Origin of the sequence: Streptomyces xylophagus (assembly GCF_000716435.1) — a bacterium.
In the GTDB taxonomy this organism is placed as follows: domain Bacteria; phylum Actinomycetota; class Actinomycetes; order Streptomycetales; family Streptomycetaceae; genus Streptomyces; species Streptomyces xylophagus.
Map to the genome: position 1 here is coordinate 173,601 of NZ_JNWO01000016.1, position 20,929 is coordinate 194,529.

The window sequence follows — 20,929 nt, forward strand, 5'->3', positions numbered from 1 at the left end:
CATTGTCCGCGGCTACGAGCAGGTCCGGTAGTTGTATCCGGCGATACGGCCGGCGCCGGTGCCGTCCAGGAAGTGGTAGTAGCCGTCGCTGTCGCGCGTGACGTCGATGATGAACTCGGTGCCGATGTACCGGGCCACGGTGCCATCGAATCCGTTGGACGAGTTGCGCAGCCAGTTGCCGGCCGCGGTCCAGGTGTTCTGCCCGGCCGAGCCGTCGCTGGTGACCTGGAACTTGGTCTGCCACCTCGCGGTCGCGGCCTTGGTGGTGGGCCCGAAGTCACCGTCGATGTCGGCGGCAGTGAGTTCGCCGTCGGCCCACAGGACCTTCTGCCACAGGCAGGTCGCGTTGGACGCGGTGTTGTGGCTGGTGTCCACGATGCCCTCGTTGTCCCAGTCGTCGGTGAAGACCCCCGCACCGTAGACGTAGGCCAGGCCGCTGTACGTACCGCTCGCCGACGCGGGGCTGGCGCTCAGGGCGATGACTCCGGCGGTCAGGGCCGCGATGGTGCCGGCGGTCGCCTTGGCTCTCTTCGAAAACACGCGAGTTCCTCCTGGTTCGGGCGGTCGAACGTCGGATTCGGCCACGGCGCCTTCTTGGCCTGGCGGAACCTTGGCAGGGTCTCGTCAACGGCGACACACTCTTGCGCCTGAGCGCAAATGTGGAGCTCTCCGGGGGGAATCGCGTGCTCCGTATTCACTTCACCGAAGTCGACCTCGCCCGCATCCGCGTCGCCGCGGAGCCCGACCCGATGTGGGAAGTGCTCTCGACACTCCACCGGCTGCAGTCCCGCGGCGGCCGTTGGCAGTTCGCGGCCTGGCACCGGACGATCCGGGCCGACCTGAACGCGGCCGGACTGGCCCGGCCCGTGCGCAAGGTTCTGTTCCCGCTGTATCCCTTCGGGCCGTACCTGCCCGACTTCCTGACGCCGCCGGAGTCCGAGGGCGGGATCACCTCGGCCCTCGACGGCATCCTCCGTATGCCCGGGCGGGACGTGCGCGCCGAGTTACGGCTCCTGGACCGTGTCTCTCCGGTGCCGTCCTGGGCGCTGCGGCTGGATCAGGCGGCCGAGCGCCGGGAGTTCACCGAGCTGATCCGCCGGTACCACGAGGTGGCCGTCGCGCCGTTCACGGAACGCATGGCCGGCGGGATCGTCGCGCACCGCGCCCTCCTCGCCCGCGCGCTGCTGACCAGGGGCGTGGAGGGGCTCCTGTCGAGCCTGGGGCCTCGATTCCGCTGGCACCCGCCGGTCCTCGAAGTGGACTACCGGACGGACCGCGATCTCCATCTGCGCGGACGCGGGATCAGGATCGTGCCGACGTACTTCTCGTGGGGAACGCCGGTCGCCCTGGCCGACGACGACCTGCCGCCCGTTCTCTCGTACCCGCTCAACCACCCGACGGCACCCGAGGGAATGCTCCCCGCGGACCACGTGCCACTGGGCGCGCTGCTCGGGGGCACGCGCGCGCGGGTCCTGCGGTGCGTCGCCGACGGGCTGACCACGGGAGAACTCGCGCAGGTCGCGGGGATCTCACTGTCCGCCGCCAGCCGGCACGCCTCAGTGCTCCGCGACGCCGGGCTGACGACCAGCCGACAGATCGGCCCGACGGTCCTGCACACACTGACCCCGCTCGGGGCCGCGCTGCTTCGGCAGGCACGTGGCGTGGGGCGCGAGAACGGCGGCGCCCCTCAGGGCCTGCCCGGGCGCGAGGGACACCGAACAGCACGACCGTGACCGCCGCCGCTGCTGACTCCCGTCCGCGGAAGGTCCGCCGCCCGTGCCAGACACCGGAGCAGGCCGAAAGTCTGCACAGAGCCAAGGATCGGTAATGATTTTCATTATTGGCCCCCAGGTCATGGTGGTGACAATCGTTTCCATCTACGGTCGGAGGTGTTCCGCTCCACAGGACCCCGCCCCCGTGCGAGGTCCCCCAGCCCGTCAAGGAGAACCCCGTCGTGCGCACTGCCGGCACCTCCATATCCCGATCCCGCCCCGCACGCCTCGCCGTCGGAGGCTCGGCCGCTGTCGCGGTGCTGGTCGCTGTCAGCGGCTGCTCCACCGCCTCCACTGCCTCTTCCGACAACGCCGCCGACGCCGGGTCGACCACAGGAAGCAAGACCGTCAAGGTCGTGGCGGCGGAGAACTTCTGGGGCAGCATCGCCTCTCAGCTCGGCGGCGCTCACGTGCAGGTCAAGAGCATCATCAACAACCCGAACGCCGACCCGCACGACTACGAACCGACCGCGGCCGACGGCCGGTTGGTGGCAGGCGCGCAGTACACGATCGTCAACGGCATCGGGTACGACGCCTGGGCGGACAAGCTGCTGTCGGCCAACCCCGAGAGCGGCCGTACCGATCTGAAGGTCGGCGACCTGGTGGGCATCAAGCCGGGCGGCAACCCGCACCGCTGGTACTCGCCGGACAACGTCCACCAGGTGATCGAGAAGATCACCGCCGACTACAAGAAGCTGGACCCGGCCGACGCCGCCTACTTCGACGCGCGGAAGACGGCCTTCGAGACCAAGACCCTGGCGCCGTACAACACGCTGATCGCCGACATCAAGGCCAAGTACGCGAACACGGCGATCGGCGCCTCGGAGTCCATCGTGACCCCGCTCGCCGAGGGCCTGGGACTGAAGATGCTCACGCCCGAGTCGTTCCTGGACGCCATCAGCGAGGGCACCGACCCGACGGCCAAGGACAAGCAGACGATCGACCGGCAGATCAGCGAGAAGCAGATCAAGGTCTACGTCTACAACAGCCAGAACGCCACCCCGGACGTACAGGCCCAGGTGAAGGCGGCCAAGGCCGAGGGCATCCCGGTCGCGACCGTGACCGAGACCCTCACTCCGGCCGGAGCCTCCTTCCAGGCGTGGCAGGTACGGCAGTTGCAGGGCATCGAGAAGGCCCTGGGGCAGGCGACGGGCAGGTGAGCACCGTGAAACCGGTGACCCGGCCGGGCGACCCGGTCCGGTACCGGGTCCCCGGACAGGCGGCAGAGCCGCGCTTCCCCGTCGTATCGTTGCGCGGCGCCGGTGTGCGCGTCGGTGACCGCACCCTGTGGTCGGGGGTCGAACTCGACGTCGGCGCCGGGGAGTTCGTGGCCGTCCTCGGTCCCAACGGGGTCGGCAAGTCGACCCTGGTCAAGATGCTGCTCGGCATTCTGCCTCCCGCCGCCGGTGAGGTCAGGGTGCTGGGCGAGGCGCCCGGCCGAGCCGGTCAGCGCATCGGCTATCTGCCGCAGCGCCGCAGTTTCGACGCGAGCCTGCGCATCCGCGGCATCGACATCGTGCGGCTCGGCCTGGACGGCGACCGCTGGGGCGTTCCGCTGCCGGTGCCCGCCCGGTTCAGTGCCCGGCGCCGGGCGGCCCGGGACCGTATCGCCGAGGTCGTCGAACTGGTCGGGGCGAGCGCGTACGCACACCGGCCGATCGGTGAGTGTTCGGGCGGTGAGCAGCAGCGGCTGCTGATCGCCCAGGCACTCGTCCGGGACCCCGAACTGCTGCTGCTGGACGAGCCGTTGGACAGTCTCGACCTGTCGCACCAGGGTGCGGTCGCCGCACTGATCGGGCGGATCTGCCGGGAGGCCGGCGTCAGCGTCGTCATGGTCGCGCACGACGTCAACCCGATCCTGCCGTGGCTGGACCGGGTGGTGTACATCGCGGAGGGCGGCGCGGTCGCGGGCCGCCCGCAGGAGGTCATCACCACCGAGACGCTGTCGCGGCTGTACGGCGTGCCGGTGGAGGTGCTGCGCACCAGCGACGGCCGGCTGGTGGTCGTCGGCCAGCCCGAGGCGCCGGCCGTCCACACCGACCGGCACGCCGAGGGAGGCAAGCCGTGAACTGGGCCGACGCGAGCGCCGGTTGGTCGTGGAACCCGGTGACCGACCTGCAGCAGATCTGGGCGTTCCCCTTCATGGTCAACGCCTTCCGGGCCGGTACGGTCGTGGCCGTACTCGCCGCCGTGATGGGCTGGTTCATGGTGCTGCGGCGGCAGAGCTTCGCCGGACACACCCTGGCCGTGGTCAGCTTTCCCGGCGCGGCCTTCGCGACGCTGCTGGGCATCGGCGCGGGCTTCGGCTACTTCGCGTTCTGCGTCGGCGGCGCCCTGGTGATCGCCGCGATCCCGCGTGCCGGACAGGGCGGCAGCGGCCAGGAGTCGGCGCTGACCGGCACGGTCCAGGCGTTCCTGCTGGCCTGCGGATTCCTCTTCGTCGCCCTGTACAAGGGCTTCCTCGGCGGGGTCAACTCCCTGCTGTTCGGCAGCTTTCTGGGCATCACCACCCTCCAGGTCGCCGTGCTGACGATCGTGGCGGCGGCGGCACTCGGCGCGCTGACTGTCATCGGGCGGCCCCTGCTGTTCGCCTCCGTCGACGAGAACGTCGCCACCGGACGCGGGGTGCCGGTACGCGCCCTGTCCGTGGTCTTCCTCGTCCTCCTCGGGACGGCGACCGCCGAGGCCAGTCAAATCACCGGCACGCTACTGGTGTTCGCCCTGCTGGTGATGCCGGCCGCCGCCGCACAACAGCTCACCGCGCGGCCCGCCTTGAGCCTGGCGCTGTCGGTGCTCATCGCCCTCGCGGTGACCTGGACCGGACTGATCGCCGCCTACTACTCGCCGTACCCGATCGGTTTCTACGTGACGACCTTCGCCTTTTCCGTCTACGTCCTGGCCCGCGCGACCCGCGCTCTCAACACAGCCGTGGGCAGGCACCGGTTCGCGGGAGCCGGCGCGGGAGCGGGAGCGGGGGCTGTCGCATGAGCGCCTTCACGCACCCGTACTTCGTGCACGCACTGCTGGCCGGCACCGCGATCGCCCTGGCGGCCGGTCTCGTGGGGTACTTCCTGGTGCTGCGCGCCCAGGTGTTCACCGGCGACGCGCTCAGCCACGTCGCGTTCACCGGGGCGCTCGCGGCCCTCGCGCTCGGCTACGACCTGCGGCTGGGACTGTTCGCGGCCACCGTACTGTTCGCGGTGCTGCTCGGCGCGCTGGGCCGCCGCAGCCGCACCGACGACGTCGCCATCGGCAGCGTCTTCTCCTGGATCCTGGGCCTGGGCGTCTTCTTCCTCACCCTGTACACCACGTCCCGCAACACGGGGAACGGCACCGCCGGGGTGAACGTCCTCTTCGGCTCGATCTTCGGCCTCTCCAGCAGTCAGGCCGAACTGGCGGCCGTCGTCGCGGGTTTCATCTGTCTCGCCGTGCTCGCGATCGCCCGCCCTCTCCTCTTCGCCTCCGTCGACGAGGCGGTGGCGGCGGCCCGCCGCGTACCCGTACGCCTGTTGGGCATCGCCTTCCTGATCCTGGTCGGTGCCTGTGCGGCCGAGGCGGCCCAGGCGGTCGGTTCACTCCTGCTGCTCGGTCTGCTCGCGGCACCCGCCGGAGCCGCGGCGCGGCTCACCGACCGGCCGTACCACGCCCTCGCCCTGTCCGCGGGACTCGCGGTGGCGGAGATGTGGGCGGGCCTCGCCCTGAGCTACTACGTTCCCCAACTGCCGCCCAGTTTCGCCATCATGGCCGTCGCCACGGCCGTCTACGCGGTCGCGCTCATCGGCGTACGCCGGCCCCGCGCCCGCCCCGGTCTCGCGGAGGCGTGATGAGCGAACCGGCCGACGACCTGGACCTCATCGGCCGCCGCACCGCCCAACGCACCAGCGTCGTAGGGGCGTTGATCGACCACGGCGGCTTCGTCGGCGCCCGCGCCCTGCACGACGCACTGAGAACTCAGGGCGCGCGCGTGGGCCTCAACACCGTCTACCGCACCCTGGCCGCCCTGGTGGAAGCCGGCCGCGCCGACGTCGTACGCGACCGGGGTGGTGAACGCCTCTTCCGGCACCGCGCGTTCCCCGAGCATCAGCACTATCTGCTGTGCCGCGCCTGCGGGTTGAGCACCCCGGTCGACTCCGAGACGGTCGAGACCTGGGCCGCGCGGGTGGCCGACATCTCCGGTTTCGCGGAGGTCGAGCACACCGTCGAACTCACCGGTCTCTGCCCGCGGTGCCGGGCAAGTTCATAATGGGATTCATTTTCATGTAGATTCACTGCAGCTCACCGGCAGCCATCGCAATCGTCCAGGAGGACCCCATGGCAGTTCCCAAGCGGAAGATGTCCCGCAGCAACACCCGTCACCGCCGCGCCCAGTGGAAGGCGACCACGCCGGCGCTCGTGCCGATCACCATCGACGGCGTCCCGTACCTCGTGCCCCAGCGGCTGGCGAAGGCCTACGAGCGCGGGCTGCTGCGCCCCGAGGGCTGACCGTTCATGTCCTACGGCTCTCACGACCGGCTGCCCGTCACCGTCCTGTCCGGATTCCTCGGCGCGGGCAAGACCACCCTCCTCAATCACGTCCTCGGCAACCGCGAGGGACTGCGCGTCGCCGTCATCGTCAACGACATGAGCGAGGTCAACATCGACGCCGCCCTGGTGCGCGGCGGCGAGGCGGCCCTGTCCCGCACCGAGGAACGCCTGGTCGAGATGACCAACGGCTGTATCTGCTGCACCCTGCGCGACGACCTGCTGGAGGAGATCGACCGGTTGGCCCGCGAGGGCCGCTTCGACTACTTGCTGATCGAGTCGTCCGGCATCTCCGAACCCATGCCAGTGGCCGCGACCTTCGCCTTCGCCCGCGACGACGGCGCCACCCTCGGGGAGATCGCCCGTCTGGACACCATGGTCACGGTCGTGGACGCCGCCAACTTCCTGCCCGAACTGGCCGGCGGCGACGAACTCGTCGAACGGGGCCTGGACCAGTACGAGGACGACGAACGCACCGTCAGCGACCTGCTCATGGACCAGATCGAGTTCGCCGACGTCATCGTCCTCAACAAACTCGACCTCGTCGACCAGGAGTCGGCGGACCGGCTGCGGGCGACCCTCACCCGCCTCAACCCGGCCGCGCGCGTCGTCCCGGCCGTCCACGGCCGCGTGCGGGTCGCCGACGTACTGGGCACCGGCCTCTTCGACCTGGAACGCGCCCAACAGGCCCCCGGCTGGGTGCGGGAGCTCAACGGCGACCACATCCCCGAGACCGAGGAGTACGGCATCTCCTCGACCGTCTTCCGCTCCGAACTGCCCTTCCACCCGGGCCGGTTGTGGACCTTCGTGACCGAAGGACTCGACAGCGGCGCACACGGACAGATCCTGCGCTCCAAGGGCTTCTTCACCCTGGCCAGCCGCCCACGGGTGACGGGCCTGTGGTCCCAGGCAGGCTCCGTCGCCCGCTTCGAACCCTCCGCCGCGAACGACCCCGACAGCCCCGACTGCCAGGAACTGGTCTTCATCGGCACACACCTGCGCACGGACGCCCTGCACGCGGCACTGACCAACTGCCTCATGGCCTACGGCGAGAGCCTCCCGCCCGTCGACCCGTTCCCCGCCTGGGACACCTACGGCATCGACGACACCTGCGCGCACGAACACCCCGACCTCGTGGCGCCTGCCCAGTCGTGATCAGACCTGCTCGAAATGACTGGGTCTGCCGTCGCTCTCGATCACGCGACCCCACTGAGCCGCCTTGTCCCGGGGCATGAGCGTCCAGGTCCCGTCCGTGCGGCGCAGGGCCGCCGAGTGCCACGGCGTGGTCCAGGCATCGGGCGCGTCGAGGAGCCGGATGCCGAACTTGGGTGCGCCGACGGGCTGGGGGTGGATGGACAGGCGTACGGCGTGGGGGTGGTGGTCGGCGATGAGGTCGCCCCAGGCGCGGCTGCGCTGGATGACGCCGTACGCCCGTTGCCGGCAGGCGCGTTGCAGCGCTGAGCGGGTGCCCCGGTGGTCGGCGGTGTCCTCCACGAGGAAACGGGTGATCCCCCGGTACAACGCGAGAGCGTGGTCGTCGGCGCGGATCTCGGTGCGCAGGGCGTCCAGCGGCGGGGCGTAACGCCCGTGGACGTGGGCGCGTTTCGCGTCGTGCGGAAGGTCGCCGAGGACGTCGCGCAGGTCGAAGACGGACAGTCTCGACAGGTCCAACTGTCCTATCAGCAGGCGGAGTTCGTCTGCGTAGGCGTCGATGTGCCCGTCGGGGACGCCGATGAGGTCGCCGAAGATGTGGCCGTCGGAGCAGATCGTCATGCGGGCGCCGGGTGGGTAGACGCGCTCGATCTCCGTGCACAGCGTGTTGAGGAAGGTGAGGGAGAGGCGCTCGCCCATGTCGGGGAGGTGGCCGAGGACCTTGGCGGGGTTGGGGGATTTGCAGGGGAAGCCGGGGAGGGTGAAGGCGATGGGGGCACCTGCGCGGACGAACTCGGTGATCTGGCCCAGTTGTTGAGGGAACGCCTCGGCGGAGGCGTGAGCCCGGTCGGTCGTGCGGTGGTGCGGCAGGAGCAGGTTCAGGATCGCGGCGCCGGTGCTCGTGGGGAGGGTGTCCGGCGTGGTCGTCAACGGCATGTCGTTCCTCCGGGAGGTGTGCGGGCATGACGGCATGGCGCCGGGGCGGTTCGTGGCCGGGCGCCGTAGGGCGGGTGGGGCAGGTCAGGCGGAGCCGGGGCGGGTGCTTTCGCCCGCCCCGGTCATCCGGGGGCCCGGGTCAGAGGCGTCGGTCGTAGCCGACGGGGAGGTGGTTCGTGCCGCGGCCCAGGACGGCCGGGATCCACTCGATGTCCTTGTCTGCGACGGCCAGTTGGAAGCCGGGGAGACGGGCGAGGAGGGTGCCGAGCGCGGTCTGGAGTTCGGCGCGGGCGAGCGCGGCGCCGGGGCAGAAGTGGATGCCGTGGCCGAAGGCCAGGTGGGGGTTCGGGGAGCGGTCGAGGTCGAGGGTGTCGGGGTCCGGGAAGCGGCGCGGGTCGCGGTTGGCCGCGCACAGGGAGACGATCACCGAGTCGCCTGCCGGGACTTGGGTGCCGTGCAGGTCGCTGTCCTGGTCGAAGAAGCGCCAGGTCGTCAGCTCGAAGGCGCTGTCGTAGCGCAGGAGTTCCTCGACCGCGCGGGGCAGGAGCGTCGGGTCGGCGCGCAGACGGGTCAGCTGGTCCGGGTTGCGGAACAGGGCGATCAGGGCGGTCGTGATCTGGTTGGTGACCGGTTCCTGGCCGGCGACCAGGAGCTGGAAGATCATCGAGTCCAGTTCCTCCTGGGACAGTTCGCGGCGGTCCCGGGCCACGACCAGGCGGCTGAGCAGGTCGTCCTCCCCGTGCTCACGCTTGTGGGCGACGACCTCGGCTATGTAGCTCTGCAGGCCGTGCAGGCGGGCTTCGTACACCGGGCGTCCCGGATCTGTCGGGCCGACCGGCTGGACGACCTTGCCCCAGTCGCGGTCGAAGCGGGCCGCCAACTCCTGCGGCAGGCCGATGACTTCGGCGAGCACCTGGAAGGGGAAGCGGGCGGCGAAGCCCGACACGAGATCAGCGGGGCCGGACGAGGGAAGGTCGTCGACCAGCGCGTCCGCCAACTCCTGGAAACGGGGCCGGAGTTCCTCGATCCGGCGGGGCGTGAACGCGTCGGTCACGAAGCGCCGCATGCGGGTGTGCTCGGGCGGGTCCTGGTGGAGGAGGTGGACCTGGAGCTGGGAGTGCTGCGGCTCCGGCATGATCGAGGCGCGGGCTCGCCAACTGTCGTTTCCGCGCTCGTGGTTCTTGCCCAGGCGGTCGTCGTTGAGGGCGGAGTGGGCGGCTTCGTAGCCGGTGACGAGCCATGCCTGTACGCCGCTGGGGAAGAGGACCCGGTGAACCGGGCCCGCCTCGCGCATCTCCTCGTAGAGGGGATAGGGATCGGCCTTGTAGGGGCAGCCCATCAGCGGTACGGGCTCGGCGGCCAGGGGCTCTTGGACGGTCATGAACGAGGCTCCTCAGAGGGCGAGTTCGGGCTGGTGGTGGTCGAGCCAGAGGGCGAGGTCGACGACGCGCTCCAGCCGTAGGCGGTGGCCCCACTGCAGTTGGTCGGGCGGGGTGTCGAGGCAGGGCTTGATGCGGGTCTCGTCGGCGAGGGCGCGGACCTGTTCGGTGGCGAGGGCGTCGCGGGCCAGGTTCTGGAGGCCGCGGTTGTAGTCGGGGTGGTGGGTGGCGGGGTAGTGGTTCTTGGGGCGCCACAGGACCGACTCGGGCGCCAGGCCGGTACCGGTCGCGCGCAGCAGGCTCTTCTCCCGGCCGTCGTGACTCTTCAGTGCCCAGGGGGTGTTGAAGGCGTACTCGACGAGCCGGTGGTCGCAGTACGGGACGCGGACCTCCAGGCCCTGCGCCATGCTCAACCGGTCCTTGCGGTGCAGGAGTTGGCGCAGCCAGCGGGTCAGGGAGACGTGCTGCATCTCGCGCTGCCGGTGTTCGGTGGGCGTCTCGTCGTCAAGATGCGGTACGGCGGCCAGCGCGGTGCGGTAGGTGTCGGCGCGGAACTCCCCCATGCGCAGGTCGAGTTCGGGGTTGAGCGGCATCGCGGCCTCGTCGCCCGTCACCAGGAGCCAGGGGAAAGTGTTCGCGGCCAGAGCCTTCGGACTGTGGAACCAGGGGTAGCCGCCGAAGACCTCGTCCGCCGCCTCGCCGGACAGGGCGACGGTCGAGTGCCGCCGTATCTCGCCGAAGAGGAGGTACAGCGAGGTGTCCATGTCGCCGACGCCGATCGGCGAGTCGCGGGCCACGACGACCGCCTTGCGGTGCTCGGGGTCGAGCAGGGTGAGCGGGTCGAGGACGACGGTGCTGTGGTCGGTGCCGATGAATGCGCCGGCCTCGGTGGCGTACGGGGTGTCGTGGCCGGTGCGCAGCACGTCCCCCGTGAACCGTGCCGCCTGGTCGCTGTAGTCGACGGCGTACGAGCGGATGCGGGCGTCCGGGCCTTCGCGCAGGCGGAGTTCGTCGGCGAGGAGGGCGGTCAGGACGGTGGAGTCGAGGCCGCCGGAGAGCAGGCTGCACAGGGGGACGTCGGCTTCAAGTTGGCTGCGCGCGGCCGTTCCGACCAGTTCGCGGATCCGCTCGACGGTCGTGTCCTGGTCGTCGCCGTGGGCACCCGCCTCCAACTGCCAGTAGCGGCGCTCCCGGATGCCGTCCCGGTCAAGGACGAGCAGGCCGCCGGGCTCGACCTCGCGTACGCCGGACCACACGGTCGGCCCGGTGGTGAAGACCAGGCTGTACGCCTCCCGGAGGCCGTCGGCGTCCACGCGGGGCCGTATCTCCGGGTGCGCGAACAGGGCCTTGGGCTCGGACGCGAAAGCGAGGCCGCCGTCAACTGCCGCCCAGTACAAGGGCTTTACGCCGAGCCGGTCGCGCACGAGCAGCAGTCGCTGCTCGCGTTCGTCCCAGACGGCGAAGGCGAACATGCCGTCCAAGTGCTCGGCCATCGCCTCGCCCCACTCGGCGTAGGCGCGCAGCACCACTTCGGTGTCGCTGCGGGTGCGGAACTCGTGCCCCAACCCGCGCAGCTCCGACCGCAGTTGGTGGTGGTTGTAGACCTCACCGCTGTAGCTGAGCACCACGTCGGACCCGTCGGTCATCGGCTGTACGCCGCCCACGAGGTCGATGACGGACAGGCGTCGGTGGCCGATCGCGGCGCGCTCGCCGAGCCACACGCCTCCGGCGTCGGGGCCGCGCGGGGTGAGGGTGGCGGTCATGGCCTCGATGACCGGGGCCCTGGTGCGGGCGTCGTGATGGAAGGACACCCAGCCGGTGATTCCACACATGAGGAGAACTCCTGGGTCAGTGGTGGGCGGCGGGCGCCGCGTCGGTCGTCTTCTCGGGCTTGCCGGGCACGGGCGTTGACCTCGCGCCGGACAGGGCGAGCAGGGGTACGGCGAGACAGGCGGCGGTGGCGGCCAGGGCGAGCCCCGCCCGTGCGCCGCCGGCCAGCGCCCAGGCGGTGGTGGCCAGGGCCGGGCCGAGGGTGAAGCCCAGGCTGCGGGCGAGCTGCATCGCCGAGCCGAGGGTCGCCGTCCGGTCGGGTGGGGCGGCGCCCATGACCAGAGCCTGGGTCGGACCGCCGTACAGCCCCATGCCGATGCCGGCCAGCGCCAGCCGCCAGGCCACGTCCGCCGCCGTCCAGCCGCCACCGAGCGGGACGAGCAGGAGCAGGCCGGCGGCGGTGAGCGCGGCGCCGGTGACCGCGACGGGCCAGGCACCCCACCGGTCGGCGAGGCGTCCGCCGAACGGGCCCGCCAGGCCCATGCCGAGCGGGAAGGCGAGCACGGTGAGGCCGGTCGTTGTGGCGCTCAGCCCGTCGTCGCGCTGGAGGTGCAGGGCGACGACGTAGTGCATGGCGGCGAATCCGGCCGCGAGGCTCAGCACCGCCCCGTGGGCCGGGAACAGTCCCGTTGTGCGCAGTACGCCGGTCACCGGACGCCCGCCGGGCCCGCGCAACCACCGCCACAGCGGCGGTACGGCGGCCGGGGCGAGGAGCAACCAGGCTGGGTCGTCCGCCGCCAGCGTCAGCGCCAGAAGCAGGGTCGCGACGCCGGCGGCCACCAGCAGCGCGTCGGTCATGGACCGGCGATCGGGTGCGCGCAGTCCGCCACCGTCCCTCGGCATCGCCTTCCAGGCGACGGCGAGGGCGAGCACGCAGAACGGGATCTTGACCAGGAAGACGGCACGCCACCCCAGATGGTCGAGCAGCAGTCCGCCCACCGCCGGTCCGGTGACCGCGCCCAGTGGGCCGAGTGTCGCGGGCACGCTCATCGCCCGCGCCCTCGACTCCGGTCGAACCGAACGGATCGCGAGCACCGGCATCAGCACGAACAGCACCGCCCCGAACGCGCCCTGCGCGAGGCGGGCCGCGATCAGCCAGGCCGCCCAGGGGGCGATGGCGGCAAGCGCGCTGCACAGACCGAAGCCGGCGGTCGCGGTCAGCACCGCTGCGCGCAGACCCACGCCGTCCAGCCAGCGGCCGACCGGTAACAGCAGGGCCACGACGGGGAGTTGGTAACCCAGTACGGCCCATTGCGCGGTCGCGGCGGACACGTGCAGACCGTCGGCGATGTCCGCCAGGGCCACATTGACGATGTTCATGTCGAGCATCGCGATGAACGACAGCACGCCTGCCAGCGCCACCAGCAGCCAGCGGTCCTCCTGTGCCGGGCCGACGGATGGGCGGCCGGGCCGACGGATATGCGGCCGGGCTGTTCCGAACCGGGACTTCGGTGCGTCACCTCTGTGCCCCTCCCCTCACGGGTGGGCTGCCGGACAGCAGCCTCGTCCCACAAGTCGGGGGAAATCCGGGGTGAGTTCCCGGGCGGCGGCCGGCAAAAGCGGTGAGCGATGTCCGGGCGGGCGAAGGGAACTCCGCGCCTCACCCGGCCGACTACTGAAGGACAACCCCTCAGGACAACAGGAGTTCCCCATGGCCCAGAAGCAGGCGGCTCAGAAGCACTACACCGTCACCGGCATGACCTGCGAACACTGCGCGGCGAGCGTCAGGGAGGAGGTGTCCGAGGTGACGGGCGTGAGTGAGGTCGTGGTCGACGTCGCGGCGAACGCCGTCACCGTGCACGGCACGGACCTCGACGACGCGCGGCTGCGCGGCGCCATCGTCGAGGCCGGGTACGCCGTCGCCGACCCGGTCGCCGCCTGACCTGACCGGGCGAGCCGGGACGGGCAGGACGGCACCACCCCCGTCGTCCTTCCCGTCCCGGCTCACACTCCGGTCTCCACCGCCTCGGTCAACTCCGCCTCGGCGGGCGCCCGATGGTCGAAGGCGATCAGCGGGTCCCCGGTGAGCGGATGGTCGATCACCGCCGCCCGTACCCCGAACACCTCCGCCATCAAGCCCGGCGTGAGCACCTCGCGCGGCGGTCCGGAGGCCACCACTGCTCCCCCGTGCAGCACATGCAGCCGGTCGCAGACCGACGCGGCGGCGTTGAGGTCGTGCAGCGACACAAGGGTCGTACGGCGCTGGAGGCGCAACAGGGCGAGCAGCTCCACCTGGTGGCGGATGTCGAGGTGGTTGGTCGGCTCGTCCAGGACCAGGACGTCCGGGTTCTGCGCGAACGCCCGTGCCAACAGGACGCGTTGACGTTCGCCGCCGGACAGGGCCGTGAAGCGGCGTCCGGCGTGGCCGGCCATGCCGACGTCGGCGAGGGCGCGGGCGACGATGTCCCGGTCGATGGCGTCCTCGCCCGCGAAGGCCCGCTTGTACGGGGTGCGGCCCATGGCGACGACCTCACGCACGCTCAACTCGAAGTCGCTCCCCCGCTCCTGCGGCAGTGCGGCCACATGTCGGGCCGACTGCACCGGAGTCAGCTCCCGCAGATCGGTGCCGGCCAGCAACACCCGTCCGGCCGTGGGCCGTAGATGCCGGTAGACGGTGCGCAGGAGGGTGGACTTGCCGCTGCCGTTCGGGCCGACCAGGCCGGTGATCTCGCCCTCGGCCGCCATCAGACGGGCGCCCGCCACGACCGTACGGCCGGCGTACGCGACATGCAGGTTCTCGATGTCGATCCTCAACTGTCGCTCCCCAGACGCCGATCGAGCAGATACAGCAGGGCCGGAGCCCCCAGCAGCGAGGTCACCACGCCGACCGGCAGCTCCTGTGTGTCCATCGCCGTACGGCAGACGATGTCGACCACCACCAGCAGGACTGCGCCGAACAGCGCGGAGAGGGGCAGCAGTCGGCGGTGGTCGCCGCCGACGACCAGGCGGCAGACGTGCGGCACCATCAGCGCGACGAACGCGATCGCGCCGGAGACCGCCACCAGGACGCCGGTCAACACGCTGGTGACGGTGAACAGTTCGCGCCGGAGCCGGGTGACGTCGACGCCGAGTCCGGCCGCGGTCTCGTCGCCCATGAGCAGGGCGTTCAGCGCGCGGGCGCGCGCCTGGAGACACAGCCAGGCGGCCGGTACGGCGACGGCTGGCACGGCGAGCAGGGGCCAACTCGCCCCGCTGAGGCTGCCCATGAGCCAGAACAGCACACTGTGGGTCTGCTGCTCGTCCCCCGCCTGGAGGACGAGGTAGCTGGTGAAGCCGGACAGGAACTGGCCGATCGCGACTCCCGCCAACACCAGCCTCAGCGGGGCGAATCCGCCTCCCCGGCGGGCGATCGCCCACACGAGCGCGAAGGTGGCCAACGCTCCGACGAAGGCCGCGCCGGACAGCCCGAGTCCGAGCGCACCACCCGCTCCCAGGCCGAGCACGATCGCCGCGACCGCGCCCAGCGAGGCGCCGTTGGAGATGCCCAGCAGGTACGGGTCGGCGAGCGGATTGCGTACCAGCGCCTGTACGGCCGTACCGACGAGACCGAGACCGGCGCCGACCAGGGCGGCCAACAGGGCGCGTGGGAGCCGGAGTTGCCAGACGATGAGGTCGTTCGTGCCCGGGCGGGGCGCCTCGCCGGAGAGGCGTCGCCACACCACGCTCCACACCTCGCCGGGCGGGATGGACGTCGAGCCCCGGGCGACGGCGGCCGTCAGTGCCGCGAGCAGTGCCACGGCGAGGACGACGGCGAGCGGGCCGGCGCGCAGGCTGCGTGACTCCGGATGCGTCTCGGGCCGTACCAGCAACGAGGCCACCGTCAGCCGACCTTGCCCGGGTAGAGGGTCTTGGCGATCTCCTCGACCGTGTCGGCGTTCTCGACCCCGGCGATGGTGGTCGGCTCGGAGCCGATGCGCAGGAAGTGGTTCTCCTTGACGGCCGTCAGGCCCTTGGTCGCCGCGTTGGACTTCAGCCACTTCTCCGCTTCGGTGAACGCCTTGTCGTTCGCAGCGTCGCTCCCCCGGTTGCGGACCGCGAGCTGGATCCAGTCCGGGTTCTTGGCGATCACGTCCTCCCAGCCGACCTGCTTGTAGTCGGCGTCGCAGTCGGCGAAGACGTTGCGGGCACCGGCCAGGGTGATCACCGCATTGGCGACCTGGCGGTTGCAGACGACGGTGGGCTGCTTGGTGCCGGAGTCGTAGTCGAAGAAGAAGTAGGTCGGGCGGTCGCTCTGCGCCGTGGCGCCGACGGCCTTCTGGACCGCGGCCACCTTCGTCTTCATCCCGGCGACGAGTTCCTTCGCCTTGGTGCTCGTGCCGGTGACCGCGCCGAGGGAGGTGATGTCGGCCTCGACGGCGGACAGGTCGGTCACCGCGCTCTTGCTCTGCGCCGCGCAGGCAGTGGACTTGAGGTAGATGTGGCTGATCCCGGCCGCCTTGAACTCCTCGGCGGTCGGCGCGTCGCCCATGCCGTTGCCCATGCCGCCCATCGACGCGAACGTGTCGATGTACAGGTCGGCGCCCGAGCCGAGCAGCTTCTCCTTGGGGATCACGCTCTCGCTGAGCACCTTCACCTGCTGCGCCTGCGCGTCGAGCGCACCGGTCAACGTGCCCTTGCCGGGCGGGAATCCGGTGCCGATCACCTTGTCGCCGGCACCGAGGCGGAGCAACAGTTCCAGGCTGGAGGCGTTGCTGGTGACGATCTTCTTGGGGGCGGCGGAGAACGTGGTCCTGGCGCCCGCGCAGTCTGTGACGGACACCGGGTAAGCCCCCGCGACGGCCTTCCCCGCGCTCACGTCGGCCGTCCCCTTCGCCCCGTCGCCGCAGCCCGCCGCCAGCAGACCGCCGAGCACGACGGCCGCCGTACCACCCCACACACGAGAACGCATCGCAAGTCTCCAGGTTTCACTCGGTACTTGGGCGACCGTCCGTCACCCGGTCCAGTAGTCGGGGTGAACTCGCCGTGAGTTCCCGCCACTTGGCGTTACACCGGCACGCCTTGCCGCGCTGGGGCCGTCAGTTCGGCCTCCTCGGCCAACAGCTCCGTCAGGGTCGCCCGGGCCCGGGCCACGCGGGAGCGGACCGTGCCGATCGGGCAGTCGCTCGCCTCGGCCGCCTCCGCGTACGGCAGGCCCAGCATCTGGGTGAGGACGAAGGCCTCGCGGCGCTCGTCCGGCAGCGAGGCCAGCAGGTCGAGCAGCGCGACGCCGTCGTCGAAGCCGGGCAGGTCGAGCGGCTGGGCCAGTTCGATCGCCAGCTGCCAGTCCGGTACGTCGGACAGGCGGGGCCGGGCGGCGGCGTACCGGTAGCTGTCGATGACGGCCCGGCGGGCGATCGACAGCAGCCAGGTGCGCGCCGAGGAGCGGCCCTCGAACCGGTGCAGGCTGCCGAGCGCGCGCAGGAACGTGTCCTGCGCCAGGTCGTCGACGGCCTGCGGATCGCCGCAGAGATGAGCCACGTACCGCTGGACGTCGCGTTGCAGCGCACGGACGAAGTGGTCGACCGCGTCCGCGTCACCGCTCCGGGCGGCGAGCGCCCACGCGGTGATCGCCTCGTCGAGGGATGCCGACTTCGTATCGCCTTTGCCGCGCGCAGCGGGCAGGGCAGGAGTGATCACCTGGAGTCCTTCTCAGTCATCCGTGATCCGGACCGAGGCACGCGGAATCGCGGGCGGTCCGGTGAAGTGGGGTGAGACGGCCCTACGGCGCTTGCGCGGACGTACGGCCGTGGCCCGGGGCACGCCTCACGGCGGCCTCGGGGAACCGGCTGTCTCAGACGACAGCGGTCCGAGCGGGCGGCCCCCGAGAGGTGATCGCGTGGACCAGGAGGAGCAGTCGCGGCGCGCGGTCCGAGGGGAGACGGCGTCGGCGGACGCGCGGGCGGTCCGCGGGTGCGGGCAGGGCGAGCAGCAGTCGCAGTGGAGCCACCAGCCGGCCGGCCATGGCGCGCAGGATGCGGAACGCGGCCTTCTCGCCGTGGGCCAGCCAGAGCCCGCACAGCACCGCGGCGAGCACGTGGGCGACGAGCATGCCGGTCGAGGACGTGTCGCCGGCCGACGAGCCGGCCGTGGGCATGGAGTCCATGTGCCCCATGTCCATGGAGTCCGCCCGCATCGCGCCCATGTTCATGGTCGCGGCGGCCGTCTCACCGGACGCCGACTGGGCGAGCGAGGACGCCGAGTGGAGCAGCGCCTGGGTGGCGAGCACGACCGTCACGATCAGCGGGAGCCCGCGCTCACGGCCCGTCAGGCACCAGCCCGATACACCGGTCGCGACGAGTCCGGCGGCCAGTGCCCACGCGGGCACGCGGTTCCCGGACATCATGACGTGGCCCAGGGAAGCGAGCAGCACACAGACAGCCGCGAACACCGCGGACCGTACTGCGCGAGAACACCACCCTGGCCTCATGGCGCCTCATCCTTGCATCAGGGCGTCGCCCGTCATGTGTGGGTACGCAAACCCACAGCCCACCACACTCAATCCACAGCGTGTGACACAGGCCACAACAACAGGCGGGAACTCGACGGCGATCCCGTCCGACTTCTGCTGGAGAGGGGGCTTGGACGCTTGCGCCACCGGGACGATGAGCCCCTTCCCCCTCGGCGGCGAAGTTTCCACCCGCGCCTTGAATATAATTCGCAAACGCGAACGCACTGACGTCTATCGTACGGTCCCGGTCGCGGCCCCCGTCGGCCGCCAGGCGCGCAGCCGCAGGCTGTTGGCGACGACCAGCACCGAGCTGACCGACATGGCGGCCGCGGCGAGCATGGGGTTGAGCAGGCCGACCATGGCGAGCGGCACGGTCACGACGTTGTAGCCGAAGGCCCACACGAGGTTGACGCGGATGGTGGCCAGGGTGCGCCGGGCCAGTCGTACGGCGTCCGCGAGGGCTTCGATGTCGCCGCGTACGAGGGTCACGTCGGCGGCGCCGATCGCGACGTCGGTGCCGGTGCCCATGGCGATGCCGAGGTCGGCGAGGGCGAGCGCGGCGGCGTCGTTCACCCCGTCACCGATGACGGCGACCCGGTGGCCCCGCTCCTGCAACTCCCGTACGAGGTCCGCCTTGTCCTCGGGCGAGCAGCGCGCGTGCACCTCGTCGATGCCCAGCGCCGACGCGACGGCCTGGGCCGGTGACTCCCGGTCGCCGGTGGCCAGCACGGGCCGGACTCCGAGGCGCCGCAACCGGTCCACGGCGCGGTAGCTGCCGGGGCGTACGACGTCACCGATCTCGATCAGCGCCTCGGTCACGCCGTCCACGCACACCAGTACCGGGGTGTGCGCGGCGGCCTCCGCGGCGGGCAGGGCATTCGCGAGAGCGTCGGGCAACTCGCCGTCCAGGGCGAGGACTTCGACCAGCCGCCCCTCGACACAGCCTCGCACCCCCTTCCCCGGCAGGGCGCCGAACTCGCTCACGTCCGGCAACGCCCGTTCGGGCAGGGCGCGTTGGGCGTACGCGACGATCGCCCGGCCGAGCGGATGTTCCGAGCCCCGCTCGACCGCGCCGGCCAGCCGCAGCACCGCGTCCTTCCCCAGCCCGTCCGGTACGGCGGTGAACTGGGCGACGGTCATGTGCCCCGAGGTGAGTGTGCCGGTCTTGTCGAGGACGACGGTGTCGAGATGCCGGAGCCCCTCCAGGGCCTGCGGACCGCTGACGAGGACGCCCAGTTGGGCACCCCGGCCGGTCGCGGCCATCAACGCGGTCGGGGTCGCCAGGCCCAGCGCGCACGGGCAGGCCACGACGAGCACGGCCACGCACGCGGTGAGCGCGGCCTGCGGATCGGCCCCGGCACCGAGCCAGAAGCCGAGCGCGGCGACGGCCAACGCCAGCACGACGGGGACGAAGACGCCCGCGACCGAGTCGGCCAGCCGCTGCGCCTTCGCCTTCCCGGCCTGTGCCTCGGTCACCAGCCGGGTGATCCGGGCGAGTTGGGTGTCCGCGCCGACGGCGGTGGCCCGTACGAGAAGCAGCCCACCGGAGTTGACGGCACCGCCGACGACGGCCGAGCCCGGCCCGACCTCGACCGGCTCGCTCTCCCCGGTGACCAGGGACAGGTCCACGGCCGAACTGCCCTCCGTCACCTGCCCGTCGGTGGCGACCCGCTCGCCCGGCCGTACGACGAAGACCTGACCGGCCCCCAACTCCTCGATGGGGACGAGCCGTTCGACACCGTCTTCACGCACCGACACTTCCTTGGCGGCGAGTCGCGCGAGCGACCGCAGCGCCGCCCCGGTGCCGCTCCGGGCCCGCGCCTCCAGGAAACGGCCGACGAGCACGAACAGCGGTACGCCGACGGCCGCTTCGAGATAGATGTGGGCCACGCCGTCCGAGGCCGAAGGCACCAAGGTGAACGGCATCCGCATCCCGGGATCGCCCGCGCCCCCGAGGAAGAGCGCGTACGCCGACCAGCAGAAGGACGCCACGACACCGAGGGACACCAGCGTGTCCATGGTCGCCGCTGAGTACCGCAGCCCGCGCACCGCCCGCACATGGAAGGGCCACGCGCCCCACACGGCGACCGGTGCGGCGAGTGCGAAGCACAGCCACTGCCAGTCGCGGAACTGCAGGCCGGGCACCATCGACAGAACGAGCACGGGCACCGCGAGCACCGCCGTGACGAGGAGCCGCTCCCGCTCCTGCCGCGCCTGCTCGGACTCCTCGTCGCCGTCGGCGCGTTGCTGCTTCTTCGGCGGCGCGGGAAGGGCCGCCGTGTAGCCGGCCTTCTCGACCGCCTCGACGAGTTCCGCGGGGCCGATCTCCGGCGGATGGCTCACCCGGGCCCGCCCGGTGGCCAGATTGACGGTCGCCGTGACACCGTCCAGCTTGCCGAGCTTCTTCTCGACACGCCTCACACAGGCGGCGCAGGTCATGCCGCCGACGGTCAGATCGGTCGTCACGAGGACGGCCGCCGAGTCGGTGCCCATCAGTGGCCTCCGCCGTGCATGTCCATCTCGCCCATCTCGCCGATGTCTTGCGTGTTTCCCGTATGGCTGCTTCCGCTGCTTCCGCTACTGGTCCCGGTGACGCCGGTGCCGTGCATGCCGGGCGCGACGGGTCCTACGCCGGACCCGACCGCGTACGAGGCGGCGAAGACCAGCGTCAGCAGCAGGAGGAAACCGCAGAGGGCGGGAGGGGGTGCCAGTCTCCCGAGCACCGCGCCGGCGCCCGAGTCGGATTGTCGGGAGTCGTCCATCACCGGTCTCCAGTTCGCGTCGTACGGCAGGGGGCGGAACACGTGGCATCGAGCCGCACCACTTCAGGAGTCGGACGGGAGGGGTACCGAGTTCCGGCACGGATTTGTGGCGCGCGTCACGCGAAGGGCGATCGCAGCCTGGAGGGAGGG

21 protein-coding genes are annotated in these 20,929 nt (G+C 71.3%); 9 read left to right on the forward strand and 12 right to left on the reverse strand.

Annotated features, from left to right (window positions below):
* Positions 1 to 12: 12 nt before the first annotated feature.
* Positions 13 to 540, reverse strand: a complete 528-nt coding sequence (locus OO70_RS32320) for a peptidoglycan-binding domain-containing protein (protein ID WP_043678936.1) — start codon at positions 538 to 540, stop codon at positions 13 to 15.
* A gap of 143 nt (positions 541 to 683) precedes the next feature.
* Between OO70_RS32320 and OO70_RS32325 the strand changes: the two genes are divergently transcribed.
* From OO70_RS32325 to OO70_RS32360, 8 genes are all read left to right on the forward strand, one after another.
* Positions 684 to 1,733: a winged helix-turn-helix domain-containing protein gene (locus OO70_RS32325; RefSeq protein ID WP_051741845.1), complete on the forward strand. Its 1,050-nt coding sequence runs from the start codon at positions 684 to 686 to the stop codon at positions 1,731 to 1,733.
* Between the two features lie 221 nt (positions 1,734 to 1,954).
* Positions 1,955 to 2,932, forward strand: a complete 978-nt coding sequence (locus OO70_RS32330; RefSeq protein ID WP_043678939.1) for a metal ABC transporter solute-binding protein, Zn/Mn family — start codon at positions 1,955 to 1,957, stop codon at positions 2,930 to 2,932.
* Entirely contained in the window at positions 2,929 to 3,840 is a 912-nt protein-coding gene (locus OO70_RS32335; RefSeq protein ID WP_234336998.1) for a metal ABC transporter ATP-binding protein, read from the forward strand. The genes OO70_RS32330 and OO70_RS32335 overlap by 4 nt, the downstream gene beginning before the upstream one ends.
* Entirely contained in the window at positions 3,837 to 4,760 is a 924-nt protein-coding gene (locus tag OO70_RS32340; RefSeq protein ID WP_043678942.1) for a metal ABC transporter permease, read from the forward strand. The genes OO70_RS32335 and OO70_RS32340 overlap by 4 nt, the downstream gene beginning before the upstream one ends.
* Positions 4,757 to 5,596 carry a metal ABC transporter permease gene (locus tag OO70_RS32345; RefSeq protein ID WP_043678944.1) on the forward strand — a complete coding sequence of 280 codons (840 nt, stop codon included), beginning with the start codon at positions 4,757 to 4,759 and terminating at the stop codon, positions 5,594 to 5,596. The genes OO70_RS32340 and OO70_RS32345 overlap by 4 nt, the downstream gene beginning before the upstream one ends.
* Positions 5,596 to 6,015, forward strand: a complete 420-nt coding sequence (locus OO70_RS32350) for a Fur family transcriptional regulator (RefSeq protein WP_043678947.1) — start codon at positions 5,596 to 5,598, stop codon at positions 6,013 to 6,015. The genes OO70_RS32345 and OO70_RS32350 overlap by 1 nt, the downstream gene beginning before the upstream one ends.
* Positions 6,016 to 6,083: 68 nt before the next feature.
* Positions 6,084 to 6,254, forward strand: a complete 171-nt coding sequence (rpmF, locus tag OO70_RS32355) for a 50S ribosomal protein L32 (RefSeq protein WP_019073869.1) — start codon at positions 6,084 to 6,086, stop codon at positions 6,252 to 6,254.
* A 6-nt stretch (positions 6,255 to 6,260) separates the two neighbouring features.
* Positions 6,261 to 7,448: a GTP-binding protein gene (locus OO70_RS32360; protein ID WP_043678953.1), complete on the forward strand. Its 1,188-nt coding sequence runs from the start codon at positions 6,261 to 6,263 to the stop codon at positions 7,446 to 7,448.
* Here OO70_RS32360 and OO70_RS32365 read toward each other — a convergent pair whose 3' ends face one another.
* The 4 genes from OO70_RS32365 to OO70_RS32380 form a co-directional block, all read right to left on the reverse strand.
* The gene (locus OO70_RS32365) at positions 7,449 to 8,381 is read right to left on the reverse strand and encodes an L-tyrosine/L-tryptophan isonitrile synthase family protein (RefSeq protein ID WP_043678956.1); all 933 of its coding nucleotides are present in this window, start codon (positions 8,379 to 8,381) and stop codon (positions 7,449 to 7,451) included.
* 139 nt (positions 8,382 to 8,520) lie between these two features.
* Positions 8,521 to 9,762, reverse strand: coding sequence for a cytochrome P450 family protein (locus OO70_RS32370; protein ID WP_043678959.1), 1,242 nt, complete (start codon positions 9,760 to 9,762; stop codon positions 8,521 to 8,523).
* Between the two features lie 12 nt (positions 9,763 to 9,774).
* Complete coding sequence (gene asnB / locus OO70_RS32375) at positions 9,775 to 11,592, reverse strand: asparagine synthase (glutamine-hydrolyzing) (RefSeq protein ID WP_043678962.1); 1,818 nt, start codon at positions 11,590 to 11,592, stop codon at positions 9,775 to 9,777.
* A 16-nt stretch (positions 11,593 to 11,608) separates the two neighbouring features.
* Positions 11,609 to 12,952, reverse strand: coding sequence for an MFS transporter (locus OO70_RS32380; protein ID WP_234336999.1), 1,344 nt, complete (start codon positions 12,950 to 12,952; stop codon positions 11,609 to 11,611).
* Positions 12,953 to 13,241: 289 nt separating this feature from the next.
* On the opposite strand from OO70_RS32380, the gene OO70_RS32385 reads away from it, so the two are divergent.
* Positions 13,242 to 13,472: a heavy-metal-associated domain-containing protein gene (locus OO70_RS32385; RefSeq protein ID WP_043678965.1), complete on the forward strand. Its 231-nt coding sequence runs from the start codon at positions 13,242 to 13,244 to the stop codon at positions 13,470 to 13,472.
* A gap of 62 nt (positions 13,473 to 13,534) precedes the next feature.
* Here the strand turns inward: OO70_RS32385 and OO70_RS32390 are convergent, their stop codons facing one another.
* From OO70_RS32390 to OO70_RS32420, 7 genes are all read right to left on the reverse strand, one after another.
* The gene (locus OO70_RS32390) at positions 13,535 to 14,344 is read right to left on the reverse strand and encodes an ABC transporter ATP-binding protein (protein ID WP_043678967.1); all 810 of its coding nucleotides are present in this window, start codon (positions 14,342 to 14,344) and stop codon (positions 13,535 to 13,537) included.
* Positions 14,341 to 15,408 carry a FecCD family ABC transporter permease gene (locus OO70_RS32395; RefSeq protein WP_043678970.1) on the reverse strand — a complete coding sequence of 356 codons (1,068 nt, stop codon included), beginning with the start codon at positions 15,406 to 15,408 and terminating at the stop codon, positions 14,341 to 14,343. Before OO70_RS32395 ends, OO70_RS32390 begins: the two co-directional genes overlap by 4 nt.
* A gap of 2 nt (positions 15,409 to 15,410) precedes the next feature.
* Complete coding sequence (locus OO70_RS32400) at positions 15,411 to 16,478, reverse strand: ABC transporter substrate-binding protein (RefSeq protein ID WP_051741849.1); 1,068 nt, start codon at positions 16,476 to 16,478, stop codon at positions 15,411 to 15,413.
* A gap of 95 nt (positions 16,479 to 16,573) precedes the next feature.
* Positions 16,574 to 17,206, reverse strand: a complete 633-nt coding sequence (locus tag OO70_RS32405) for a sigma-70 family RNA polymerase sigma factor (RefSeq protein WP_043678973.1) — start codon at positions 17,204 to 17,206, stop codon at positions 16,574 to 16,576.
* Between the two features lie 154 nt (positions 17,207 to 17,360).
* Positions 17,361 to 17,996 carry a hypothetical protein gene (locus OO70_RS32410; RefSeq protein ID WP_043678976.1) on the reverse strand — a complete coding sequence of 212 codons (636 nt, stop codon included), beginning with the start codon at positions 17,994 to 17,996 and terminating at the stop codon, positions 17,361 to 17,363.
* 252 nt (positions 17,997 to 18,248) lie between these two features.
* On the reverse strand, positions 18,249 to 20,510 hold the full coding sequence (locus OO70_RS32415; protein ID WP_043678979.1) for a heavy metal translocating P-type ATPase: 2,262 nt from the start codon (positions 20,508 to 20,510) through the stop codon (positions 18,249 to 18,251).
* Positions 20,510 to 20,779 (reverse strand): hypothetical protein, encoded by a 270-nt coding sequence (locus OO70_RS32420; RefSeq protein ID WP_043678983.1) that lies wholly within the window; start codon positions 20,777 to 20,779, stop codon positions 20,510 to 20,512. The genes OO70_RS32415 and OO70_RS32420 overlap by 1 nt, the downstream gene beginning before the upstream one ends.
* Positions 20,780 to 20,929: the final 150 nt, after the last annotated feature.